This is a genomic window from Croceivirga sp. ABH4_376, from assembly GCF_056160685.1.
Genome location: NZ_JBSWXQ010000002.1, coordinates 577,077 through 590,553, shown reverse-complemented (window position 1 = coordinate 590,553; position 13,477 = coordinate 577,077). Strand labels below are relative to the sequence as shown.

Annotated in this window: 4 protein-coding genes; all 4 read left to right on the top strand. The window is 40.3% G+C overall.

Annotation, left to right across the window (positions count from 1 at the left end; all coding sequences use genetic code 11):
• Position 1 precedes the first annotated feature (1 nt).
• The 4 genes from ACXAGS_RS06900 (at position 2) to ACXAGS_RS06885 (ending at position 13,477) form a co-directional block, all read left to right on the top strand.
• Positions 2–4,996: a T9SS type A sorting domain-containing protein gene (locus ACXAGS_RS06900; protein WP_474905696.1), complete on the top strand. Its 4,995-nt coding sequence runs from the start codon at positions 2–4 to the stop codon at positions 4,994–4,996.
• A gap of 92 nt (positions 4,997–5,088) precedes the next feature.
• Positions 5,089–7,515 carry a porin family protein gene (locus ACXAGS_RS06895; RefSeq protein WP_474905694.1) on the top strand — a complete coding sequence of 809 codons (2,427 nt, stop codon included), beginning with the start codon at positions 5,089–5,091 and terminating at the stop codon, positions 7,513–7,515.
• A 4-nt stretch (positions 7,516–7,519) separates the two neighbouring features.
• Complete coding sequence (locus tag ACXAGS_RS06890; RefSeq protein WP_474905692.1) at positions 7,520–12,592, top strand: fibronectin type III domain-containing protein; 5,073 nt, start codon at positions 7,520–7,522, stop codon at positions 12,590–12,592.
• A gap of 12 nt (positions 12,593–12,604) precedes the next feature.
• Positions 12,605–13,477, top strand: a complete 873-nt coding sequence (locus ACXAGS_RS06885) for a hypothetical protein (RefSeq protein WP_474905690.1) — start codon at positions 12,605–12,607, stop codon at positions 13,475–13,477.

Here is a 13,477-nt window from a genome sequence, read left to right as displayed (position 1 = left end):
TATGATGAAGAAAACCTTTTTTGTAATAATCGTAATACTTGGATTTGGATTAAGTTGTAAATTAATTGCTCAGGACTATAAATATAAAATAGAATACAGGGTTAGGGTGTATGAGTCAGATGATTCGCACGCTCCATCAGTTAGTTTAAATTTTGGAAGTTTAAATTTTGGAGCCAGCGGTCCTAATCCTAATAATGATTTTATTATTTATGAACGGGATTATGTGATGAGCTTGTCGAATCCGGTAACATCATACTCCTCAGGATCAAGTGGTTTAAATGGTTTTGTTTCGCAAACATATCAATATAATAATAGTTGTGGTTTAACAAGATATTGGTCAGAAGCACCTAGTATTAGAGCCACATATTTCAATGCTGTATATTTAGATTCGATTCAATCATTAAATTCTTCTTTAATTGGTAATGATTTAAAAACATGTGAGCCCGTTAGAATTACAGTTTCTAATTGTGTTTTAAGTTATTCTGTACAATATACTTATACACCAAGCGATGCTAGCAGTTGGCGTACGTATATGGGTTATGAAAGAAGATCTGGGGTATTTGAACTGGATTATACTTCTTTAGCTGAACAACAAATTAATAATACCCTATTCTTGCGTATAAAATATGATCGAAAATCTGATGCTACCGCAACTTTTTCTGATGAATTACAATTAAATTTTGTTCCATGTTCTATAAATTATAGTGGTTTAGAAAAAGAAGATGTTAGTTGTCACTCAGCAAACGATGGCGATGTTACGTTGCTATTTGCAGAGGATGTTACTCCTGGCTATGAGATGCGTTACTACGTTATTCAAGGAGACGCTTCAAATTTTGCGGATGAAAAATTATATGATTCTGATTTGGAATTAAATGATTCTGATTTGGAATCTTATGGAGAATACCGATTTAGTGAACCAAGTGCTGACAATCCCAATGGATTAGGACCTTTGGTTTCCAATGAGGATGGAACGGAATATAGAGGTTCTGTTTTAAATGTTTTAGATGGCGCGAATATATTAGAGAATCCACCAGCAAATTTAGCAAATGAGCAGTCTTATTTCATCGTTTATCAAGAAGTAAATTATAATGTTTCTCCAGTAGAGGTAAAGAGTGCTAATAAGACAGAAACCTTTATCATAAAGCAACCTTCAGCAATTGTAATAGATCAAGTAACAGTGACTGATTTGCAATGTAGTAATGATTTGTCGACCGTAACAATATCCGCAAGTGGCGGAGGATATTATCCTCAAGTAAATTCAAGCACTTATTATTATAGAATTCAAGGGTTTAACCCAACTTGGAGTAATCGCAATATATTTACAGATGTACCTCCAGGGGAATACACAGTTCAAGTGGCTACAGATAATACTGGTCAATGTTATATAGAAGAAACGCTAAATATTGTTGCTCCACAGGAATTATTAGTTAATTTAACAACAACCGCAGAGAGTTCTCCAAATCAGGCTGATGGGTCAGTTATAATCAACTTATCAGGAGGAGAGACACCTTATGCTATTGGTCTAGATGGTGCTTCTCCTGCTCGTATACCTTCCAATACACTAACTATTAATAATTTGGCAGAGGGATTACATGTATTGGAAGTAGTGGATAATTTAGGTTGTCGTAGAACAGTTGATTTTACAATATCAAGTACAGCTTTACCTGAAATTAGATTAGAAACAGATGATATTATTTCTGCCGTATGTGAACCAGCGGATAGTGGTAGCGTACTTTTTGCTTTAGGCGGTGGGGTAGCTCCTTATAATTATAGGGTGTTAGACGCTAACGCCGATATTGTTAATAATGGTTCCTCTATAAATTCAGAAGAAATCTACGTGGGTAATCTTGTAGCGGGTACCTACACCATACAAGCGGTAAACCAAGGCAATGATTTTAGTAATCCCAACCTAATCTCCTCAGCGGAATTTACCATAGACTCTGGAGCAAACATAGCGATAAGCAACGTAGCTACCACGGCGATAAACTGTTTTGGTGATACCAGTACCCTGACCTTTGATACCAACCTGGGGGCCACTGCGGAATACTATTTAGGCACTCAAGTAAATCCCGATCTAACAACGGTTACTTGGACGGGCTATGATGCAGCAGGCCAATCAGGATTAACGGCAGGTACGTATTACCTATGGGTACGTAGTACTACGGATACGAGCTGTGTGGAGCGTTATGATGAGGGTGTTATCCAAATCGTATCGCCTACGGCACTGGCCTACACGCCTACGGTGATAGACAATACGGAAGAAGGCGGTATGGTGGGGCAGATAGACCTAGGCCCAATAACAGGAGGCACGGCACCCTATACCATAACATGGGTATCCGGTCCTGCAGGTTTTGACCCTGTCACGGCCGGCAATAGTCCAGTAATAGCAGGACTTTCCTCGGGCATATACACTGTAATGGTAAGTGATGTTAATGGGTGCGAGATGGCCATGGACATAGAAGTACAGGACCCAATTCTACGGATCGTGGGCACGGCAGTTCTGGACGAGCGTTGTTTTGGTGCAGGGGATGGAAGCATCCAAGTAAATTATACGGGTCTTGGTATGGTAACATTGGCCTATACGGGCCCTGAGTCCGGTAGTTTTGACGGTACGGGACAAAACAGCTTAGTATTGCAAGATTTGGCCCCCGGTGAATATACCTTAACGTTGAGCAACGACCGTGGGGAGGCGGACCAAACCGCAACGGTAACGGTAGGGGGTTCCCCTTCGTTGTTTCAGTTGGCAGGGAACTATACGGTCAGCCCCGTTAGCTGTGTTGGCGCAGCAGATGGCGTGCTTACCCTGACCCTCACCGGAGGTTGGGGAGACTACCAATATAGTTTGGACGGCGCAGCCAATGCTAGTAGTAAAGGCGGTACTTTGACCTTTACCAACCTTAGCGTAGGGATACACAGTTTATTTGTTACCGATAGGGCAACAAACGGATGTAGTTATGCGATAGACTTTGAAGTGGACGAACCGGAACAAATAGCAGCTACGGCTTCCGTAGTAGGGTTATCATCTTTTGGTGCAAATGATGGTACCATTCGTATCACGGAGATTACCGGCGGTACCTTGAACGGCGCGGACACCTATCAATTGGCTTGGTCAGGGGTAGGAGCGGTTACCACCACGGACAATGGATGGACGGCAATAGATTTGGCCCAAGGGAATTATAGTGTGCGTATAACGGACAGCAATGGCTGTTTTGAGACCTTTGACTATGTGGTTATCGAACCGGGAGAACTGGCGGCAACCCTTACAGCGGACGGGGAAGTGTCCTGTTATGGCGAACAAACAGTATCCCTGATTAGTACTATTGTTGGCGGTACCCCCGGATACGCTTATCAATGGTATCAAGAAGAGGGCGGTAGTTACACGGAGATAGCCGAAGCTACGGAAGCCGACTTATTTGATATCGGCGCGGGCAACTACCGTTTAGAAGTAACGGATAGGGACGGTGCAGGGGTAAGCGCGACAGCGGAGCTGACCATCGCCCAACCAGAAGCACTGACCATTGCTTTGGAAGGCATCACGGATATAGAGTGTAACGGAGCCTCCAGCGGCGGGGCAACGGTAAGCGTAAACGGAGGCACGGGCAACTATGAATATGCTTGGTACGATGCAGGCTTTAATGTGGTAGCTACTACGCCCAACCTAGTTAATGCGCCCTCTGGAACGTATAGCCTGGAGGTAGTGGACGGCAACTCCTGTTTTACCACCTTAACGGATATTACCTTGGTAGACCTGTTTGCTCCACTGGAAATTAGTGAAGCCACGGTAACGGACGTCAGCGCGTACCAAGGCACGGACGGCGGTATCGGCATCACGGTGGTAGGGGGCAGACCGGACTATGGCATTAGTTGGGAAGACCAAACGGGGGCCATAGTAGGGAATAGTACTAACATAACCAATATAATGGCAGGGAGCTATACGGTGACCATTACCGATAGCAATGGCTGTGAGGTAAGGGAAGTTTACGAAGTAACCCAGCCCGATATCATAGAAGCAACCATAAACCATCCTCGCTGTTTTGGCAATACAGACGGTAGCATCAGCTTAGAAGTAAACAAGGGCAACGGCAGTTTTACCTATCAATGGAACACTGGGGCCACCACGGCGAATCTAACGGGATTGTCCGCAGGTTTTTACACGGTAACGATAAGTGGTTTTGCGAGCGGAACGGAAACCCGGACCTATGAGTTGGTAAACCCACCCTTACTCACGGTAGACCTAGGGCAGGATGTGGTATTGTGCAGGGACCAAGGTGTGAGTTACGATATTAGCACAACAACAGAAGGCGCCACCTACCAATGGACGTCGGATACGGGCTTTAGCAGCAGCTCGCCCATAGTGGATTTGGACCAAGCCGGTACCTATACCGCCACGGTGAGCACGCCACTAGGCTGTACGGCCAGTGGCACGGTTACCGTTACCACGGTGGCACAGGACATAAGTGCAGAACTAGCATTATCCACCCAAGCCTTTACGGATGAGAGCATCATGGCGGTAGACATCAGTTATCCACTGCCGGACCGTATAGAATGGATATTACCGGAAGGGGCGGAGTTATTGGAACAGGACCAGGACCAAGTGGCCTTTTTGTTCCAAGAACCTGGGGAGTACGAGATAGGTATGGTTACCTACCGGGGTTCGTGTACGGCATCGCAATACAAGACCATATTGGTATTGGAAAAAGACCAGACGGTTAGCGGCGCCGGTACGGACGGTTATCAAAAGCGGGTGGACGAGTTCTTGGCCTATCCCAATCCCACCACGGGCCAGTTTACGGTAGAGGTAGGGCTAACGGAAGTGGCCAACGTATCGGTAAAGGTATTCAACCTGTCCAATAACCGTATCATAGCGGCAGGTAAGGAAGGGGGCCAGGAACATTACCGGATGGCCATGGATATAAGCCGGGAACCAGCAGGTATATACGCCGTACTCATAGAGACCCCGTATGGAAAATACCTTAGAAAGGTAATTAAAACGTAATCAATACAAAATAGAACCATTTATTCGTAACAAAACGGAAGATACAAGCATTTAAACCAACCAACTTGAGTAAAACACTAATACTATTTTTTATGATGTGCTCATCAATCGTTTTAGCGCAAAGCATCAATTTTGACCAGCTAGGTAAAGAAAAGTGGTTGCGTTATAATGGGGGTATATCCGCTAATGGTATTTACTATGATGGTACGGCCAATAGACAACCTTTTACCTATTATTTAAATGGAAACCTAAACTTTAATGTAGGAGGGGTATACAATATTCCTTTGTCTTTTAGTTATTCCAATCAGGAATTTGACTTTCCCAATCCGTTTAAATTTAATCGCTTTAGTTTTCATCCGTCTTATAAATGGGTTACGGGTCATTTTGGCGATGTAGCCATGACATTTTCACCCTATACTTTGGCAGGGCATCAATTTACAGGTGCTGGATTAGAGTTAAACCCAGAAGGGAAATTTAAGATTAGCGCCATGTATGGCCGTTTATTAAGACCTACTGAATACAATCCAGAAGAACCCCAAGCGCAAACAGCATATGAGCGAATAGGATACGGCGTTAAAACGGCTTACGAATTTGAGTTTGCGCAATTTGGAGCCATACTCTTTAGGGCAAAAGATGATATTAACTCTTTGAACAACCCTATTCCAATAGAAGCAGGTGTACAACCCAAAGAGAATACGGTAGTATCCTTGGAGTCTGACTTTAAATTATTTGACAAAGCAAGGTTGCACATAGAATATGCTATCTCTGGTATAACAGAAGATACTAGACAAAATACAGCTAGACCTGTGGCAGGCATGTTATCCTTTCTGTTAGATGAAAACATCACTACAAATTATTACAATGCATTAAATGCCAATTTAACGTATCCGGCAGGAAAAGGTACCCTTGGATTGGGCTATGAGCGCATAGACCCTGAATACAAAACCTTGGGAGCCTATTTTTTTAATAATGATTTGGAAAACATCACCATAAATGCCACACAAACCTTATTTAATGGCAAAGTAAATGTAGCCGCAAATGTGGGTTTGCAACAAGATAATTTGGACAAAAGCAAGAATACGCAATTGCAACGCATTGTAAGTGCCTTTAACGTTGGTTTAAATGCTTCGGAAAAGGTGAGTATGAATGCTTCTTACAGTAATTTTCAATCGTATACCAATATAAGAGACCAGTTTGATTACATTAACCAGGTAGGGCAATTAGATAATGTAGACACTTTAAATTACCGTCAAATTTCTCAAAATGCCAATTTCGGATTAAACCTTGCCACAAAAAAATCAGAAACCAAACAACACAACGCAAGCATAAACTTGGTGTACCAAACATCTGACAATCAACAGGAGGGAGAGACCATAGAAGGTGGTAAATCATCATTTTACAATGCAGCAATAGCCCATACCTGGGGTTTTATGCCGCATCAACTTAAAATAGCTTTAGCTGGTAATGTGTCTTACAATACCACGGGTGGCATAGACGATAACATGATATTGGGCCCAACGCTATCCATAGGTAAACAGTTTTTTGATAAACGGTTAAGAACCAACTTGTCCTCTAGTTACAATACCTCTTTTACTAGTGGCAACCAAGATAACTCGGTTTTCAATATCCGTTTTAACAGTGGCTATACTTGGTTTAAAAAGCACAATTTTAATTTTTCAGCCTTATACCTCACTAGAAATAGCAGTACAAGCACCGGGAACGATGTTACCCTTTCATTAGGGTATACCTATACCTTTGATAATTTTAGGTTAGACCTTAAATGGAATAAAAACGAGCGCATTAAAGAAGAACGTAATTATGTTAGTTTTAGATACAGAAATGTAACCTATAGCGGAAGTATAGCGGAAGTAAATACGCAACTATCAGATGTATTCAATAGCCAGCAGTTTCGTTTTATCCCCGAAAAAGAAAAAGAGGCTTTGATTTTAGATTTAACTATTGTTAAAAAAGAGACCAAGAGCGGTAAATATAAAGATAAGGCACTCGATTTCTTGGCTAAACTATATGATTTTAAGGATTTTGAAGAATTGTTTAACCGCAGTTTATTCAATGCTATACGCAAAACAAAGGCTGAGTTTAACCAACGCGATTTAAACTTGGAAGAAGACATGGTATTAGCAAAATCAGACTTGGTTAGCCATCCTTTGCATGGCAAGGATAGTGTAGGTCTGCAGATAGAAGAATTAAAGTTATTGCCAGCATACCGTAAGCTTAAATTACACCATAAAGACCGCTTAGAAAAATTAGTGGGTTACCGTTGGATGCAGCAAGATTTAGAAAAATATACCAATGTCTATGCCGTAAAAGGTATGGAAGGGCATTTAAAGCGTTTTAAAGACAAGTTTTTTATCAAAGCCAAGGAGACCTTAGAACAGTCTGGGGATGAAAGTATACTAACAGCTTGGATAGAAAGAGAAATGAATATCTATTACTATAAAAAGTCGTTACAACTGGTAGACCCAGAGGCTTTTATATTAAAATATACCTATAAGAACTAGCCTTATGGAAAAGTACTATAACAACCCAAACAGCGTATTAAAATCTAGCTTGCGCTACTTTGCCAAAGCCCATTTAAAAAGGCTTGTTTTGCTTTGCACAATGCTACTTGGTTGTTGGGCTGCCAGCGCACAGGGCTTTCCTGTACAATTGATTCCGCAGATAACGCCTCCACCCCCCATATACTTATCGGAATATGCAGATGCATCTGTTACCAATGGGCCGTTACGGGTACAGCTGTTGTTGAACGATTTTTCTATTTCTAGTAGAGAAGTACGGTTACGCATGTATTTTGAAGGTAACGGACTTTCTTTTCAAAGTAACCCCATAGTAAATGGTGCTGCACCCTTATTTTTAGAAGGAGGGGTTCCTCTAGTTTTGACCCAAACAGACTTGGCACCCTATTTTCAGTTCGAGAATATCAGTGGTGTATCTGGTAATGCCTATGGTAAAGTATTGGCAGAAGGCTCTTATAGTGTTTGTTATGAAGTTATAGACGTCCTTACGGGCAATAGGTTATCTGCCCGTACCTGTGCCGCAGCAATCGTTTTCCAGAACGAACCACCACTCTTGGTAATGCCGTACAATCGTGGCCATGTAGAAGAAAAAAATCCACAAAATATAGTATTCCAATGGACACCAAGACACCTAAACGTGACCAATGTGGAATACCAGTTAGACATTGTAGAAGTGTGGGACAATCAAGTAGACCCACAGCAAGCATTCTTGTCTTCGCCACCGGTTTTTAGTATTACAACCAATAATACCAATTACGTTTATGGACCTGCAGACCCACTTCTTTTATCCGGTAAGCGCTATGCATGGCGGGTTACCGCAAAAGCCCTACAGGGCACAGAAGAAATAGGCTTGTTTAAAAACCAAGGCCATTCAGAGATCTATAGTTTTAGTTATGCAGGGGAGTGTGGTTTACCAGAAGGCGTAACCTATGAGGTTAAAGGTAAGTCTAATGTTAACTTGTATTGGACAGACCTTTCTACAGAGGTACCAGAGTATACCATACGCTACCGTAAAAAAGAAGGAGAAAACAACGAGTGGTTTTATAGTAAAACAACCAGCAATACCACTACGCTGTGGGATTTAACCGCGGGCACCACCTACGAGTACCAAATTGCAAAAAGTTGTGGTATTGTAGTGAGTGATTTTACCCCTGTAGACGAATTTACCTCCGCAACAGAAAATGAAGAAGATAGTTTATACGAGTGTGGTATAGATCCTAATTTTTCTGTAGAAAACACCAACCCATTAGCAAGTTTAAGTCCGGGAGATAGTTTTGTAGCTGGGGATTTCCCAGTCACCGTAGAAACCGCCAGTGGTAGCAATGGCCGTTTTACAGGTACAGGCTTTGTGCGTATTCCTTATTTGCGCAACTTAAAAGTAGCGGTAGAGTTTACCAATGTCTTGGTAAATACAGATAGCCAATTGGCAGAGGGCAGCGTACGTACGGTGTATGATTATGAAAACAGCAGCATTTTAGATATTGATGAAGTTATAGATACCGTAGACACTTTAGCGGAGCAAGTGGGCGAGTTTTTTGAAGGAGATAACGATTTAGATGAAATAACGGTGAACTTTCCTATTCCGGATACCACCGCTATTAAGGTGCAAGATGGTAATGTAGTCATTACCAACCCTGCCAATGGTGCCACCGTTACCGAACCGCTTGGGGATGACATGGTAGTAACAGACTCTGAAGGAAACGTATACCACGTAGATGCAGCAGGTAAGGTTACCAAGGGTGGTATTAAAGACCCGGGCGGTATAGTAAATGCGGATAATGTTTCTGGGGTCAACAGCAGAGGTGAGATAGAATCTTTAACAGCACCAGGCATAAAAGTAACTTTTAACACCAAAGGTACTTTTGGTATGGATCTTATGCCAAGTGGTGCCAATGCTGCCTTACAAGAAGAATACACCATAATACAAGATTACGAAGGCCAAGACTATGTACTAACCCACCATGCGGTAAAAAAAGGTGCGGACACTCAAATTTTAGCAAGCATAGCTGTAACAGGTAATGACTACACGGCAGAAGACCTTATTTTTAAGACCAAACAAGGGGAAACGGTAACAAAAGATGTTGTAGATGGAGAAACCTATTTAAAATTAAACGGACATTACACCTTAGAGAGCGAGACCATTTATGCCGTAGTTACCTCTAAACAAGATTCTACCAAGCAGCTTACCGCTGGGGCATTTACGCTTTGGCATTTAACGGAGCGTAGCGTAGACGTTGCACTAGTAGCAGTAAACAATGCCCCATTAGATAATTACCAAGAGACCATTGACCAAATTTTTGACCAAGGTGTAGCACAGGTAAACTTTGCTTCGCCTTTACAAATAAGCATAACCGCAGAAGAATTAGGCGGTAGTTTAGATGTAGGGGACAGCCCCTTTGCAGCGGCATATAACGCCGAGCAAAAAATGCTGATTAATAAAGTTAAAAATCTTCCAGATTACAGTAGGGATACCTATTATATTTTGGTGTTTAATGATATACCTGCCTCCACGGGTATTGCTGGTTTTATGCCATTACAACGCCAATTCGGATTTGTGTTCTCTGGCTCTGGAGAAGAAGAAGGTAAAGGTGGTGATAAAGGCAAAGTATTGGCGCACGAAATGGGCCACGGAATTTTTGCCTTACAACACCCATTTGCGGCATACGGTAGCGATATGGAAAATGCTACCGATTGGTTAATGGATTACAATAGCGGCACAGGCTTGCCCCACATGCATTGGGCACAAATACACAACCCAGACCTTAGGTTTTACACCTTCCAAGATGAGGAGGATGGGGAATTAGCAGGAAAGATTTGGTTTACACCGGATTGGGATCCAATAAAAATTGAAGGGACTAATTCTATATATACAGGGCATTTAGGTGCAGACCCTTCTAGCTATAATAATTTACCAAATGGAACTCTTCCAGGTTTTAGAAAAGGTGGAAAATCTTATGAAGCAGTTTTTAATGAAGGTAAATTTATAGGATACTTTAATGGTGGAATTAATGGTTCTATGTATCCAATGGAAGAGATAGTCCAAACCGGGGTTAGTTCTGATCAGACCGTTTATCTGTATCAATATGGTGGATGTGGAGGTAGTAAATACTATTCTGAAAAGTTTTGGTACGTAAATCTCAATAAAAATTCTATAGACTATAGTCAATTAACATTTGAAGCAAATATAGCTTGTAGTCAAATTAATTCAAGTCCAGAAGAGAATCCATTTAATTTCAGCCCCAGCTTTTGCGATGTTTTAGAAGTCAAAGAAACTGTAGAACAATCTTGGATAGATAGTGCGATAAAAAAATTAAATGCTAGCTATAATAAACGAAATCAACTTTATAGTAACATACGTGATAAAGAAAGGTTTTATCATCTTGTAAATCACGGAAATACTTTTGATGATAGAGCTAATATTTTAGAAGATAAATTGTTTTTACTTAAGGATAAAACAGACATAAATTTCTATGTAGTTTTTCAAGCGGTTACTCATAAACTAACCACTAATAATCTTGATGAGATGGCTAGGCAAATTTTATCGTTAAGTGAATTACCAAAAGATGAGAATAACGTTGTAATAGTGGTACCTTTTATTACAGCAACTAGTGGATTACTAGAAGTAACGAAATGTATGCAAGCAGGCTTTGCTCAATCTAACCAAAATATAGTTTCAACAAGCTATCAAAATTTTAAAATAGAAGAGGATTTGTTTTCCTATGTCTTAGGAGCTTATACAGGTATAGAAAAGCCAGCAACCATAACTTACTCATATTTGCTTGCTAACAGAGAAGTATCAATTATAGAAAAGTCTGCGAATAGAAATGTTAGAGGACTTCCATTTATTAATTCTTTGGGAGTATATAGAAGTTTAAAATATAATGTTTTAAGAAATAAGGAATCAGAAGGTCGACAAATTAAGAATACTAAACCTGACAGGGATGATTATGAAGAGGTTTCTTCATTCATTACAGATAAATATGAATATGAAGAAAAGATTGCAAGGTGGGCTGTTGAGTATAATGTATTAGTTGAAGAAAGTATTGTTCATGACAAAATGGCTTTAGAAGATGCTAATTCAGGGGATAAATCGCCACCGTTAGAATATTTTGAAGTGGTTAGCGAAAATAAGGGAGTTAATTTGAGAGAACTGTATTTAGATCCTAATGAGTATATGGATTTAATGGTTAATTATACCACCCTTCATCAGGCGCAAGATGAACATTTTGGAATAGTAGTAAACTTTGTTTATACTTTTGGAGATACTTTTGAAGAGGTAGAAAATAAACATCTGTATACTGAAATTGATACGCATCAGTTTGTCTATAACATTCTTGATGTTACCTCTCTAGTTCTCTCACCAATAGGCGCGGATGTCATTCCAGATGCTATAGGTTTAGTTTACTCCATTTCAAATGGACACAAAACAGAAGCTGGTCTCTATGCCGTTTCTATATCCGCCGTTGGTATAACTCAATGGGGTGTGGCATGGGTAAAAAACAGTAAAAACTATACTCTTGTTGCAAAATATCTAGATAATGGAAAATTAGCAGGATATGAAATAAAGCATGCAGATGAAGTTATTAATAGTATAAACGAAAAACCTATGTTTTCCTCTTTATCAGACAATTTGAACGAGGCAAGAAATGATTTTGAAGATGCTTTAGACATTGATTTTAAAAACAATAATTCCGTTACTTTAGATGAAATAATTGATACTGAAATAAATGTTAGCTCCGATTTAGCTAATACCATTGAAGAGTTGACCACCAGCTTTAAAAGCATCACTGGTATTACAGATGCCACGGCAAATAGCTTGGCAGCAAAGAACAAAGCAGCAGATATCTTAAATTTACTAGAAGCTAAGGCCAGTGTAAACGGATTTCCAGTACAGAAACTTGCAGACGATTTAGCCAATGGTACAGATGATTTTATAGATGCTATGTTAGATGCAGACGATACCTTTTTTAGGGTATGGAAACAAGTAGTAGACAAAAATGTATCTAGTAACATAAGTACTAATAAGGCCTTTATAGACAAGCTTAAAAGCCTGTGTAATTAAATAAAGTAAAAGATGAAGTTTTTAGTTAACATAGTAACCGCCTTTGTTTTTGGTATAGGCTTGGCATTTGGGCAAACCAATTGTGACATGGCGGCGAATTTTTTAGACGATTTTGCTGATGATGCCGATAAACTGACCATCATAGCTGGAAAGCCAGAGTTGGTTAAAGCGTGGGATGTACTATTCAAAGAAGGAGATGCAATTTCTCAAGCCTTAAGAACTGATCCTGCTAATCTTGAAAAATCATCTCGATATATTGAAGTTGAAGGTGTTGATATAGCTAAGCTTAAGAGCAGTTTTGCAAATACAAAAGATGCTCAAAAGTGGATTGACCTTAAGCTACCCAAAAGTGATTTGGACAATATTTATGCAGGATTCAAAAATGACCCACCATTCAATCATACTCCTTGGACACCAGAGCATAAAGCACAGCGATGGAAGAACTATGAAGAAGGTTGTGCTAATGGACAAAATGCTTGTTTAGATTTTGAATCATGGAGTAACGGATACGATGGAAAAATAGATCTTGTTACAAATGCGAATAAAGGTGTTGATGACTATTTTAATAGCTTAGGATGGAATTGTCCAGCAAGTACATGCCGAGAAAGAACTTTAAGTACAACAGTTGATGGTCAAACAGTGAATCGAAGATTAGATATTTATGATGAAGTAAATTTAAGAGGGAAAGAGTTTAAGGAGTACTCCTCAGGAAAAGTTTACAGGTCTGCGGATATTAGGTCAGAGGTTGCAAGAGATAAGCAACTTTTAGAAGATGGTCAATTGTTAGAAATGGAATGGGTGTTTAAAGGGTGTGAACCAAGTGGCCCATTAAAGACGTTATTAGAGTCGTCACCTAACCCAATAACTATAGTATTAATACCATAG

What these genes read in the sequence shown, in the direction of transcription:
- ACXAGS_RS06885 (WP_474905690.1), top strand. Translation starts at nt 12,605, where the DNA reads ATGAAGTTTTTAGTTAACATAGTAACCGCCTTTGTTTTTGGTATAGGC.
- ACXAGS_RS06900 (WP_474905696.1), top strand. Translation starts at nt 2, where the DNA reads ATGATGAAGAAAACCTTTTTTGTAATAATCGTAATACTTGGATTTGGA.
- ACXAGS_RS06890 (WP_474905692.1), top strand. Translation starts at nt 7,520, where the DNA reads ATGGAAAAGTACTATAACAACCCAAACAGCGTATTAAAATCTAGCTTG.
- ACXAGS_RS06895 (WP_474905694.1), top strand. Translation starts at nt 5,089, where the DNA reads ATGATGTGCTCATCAATCGTTTTAGCGCAAAGCATCAATTTTGACCAG.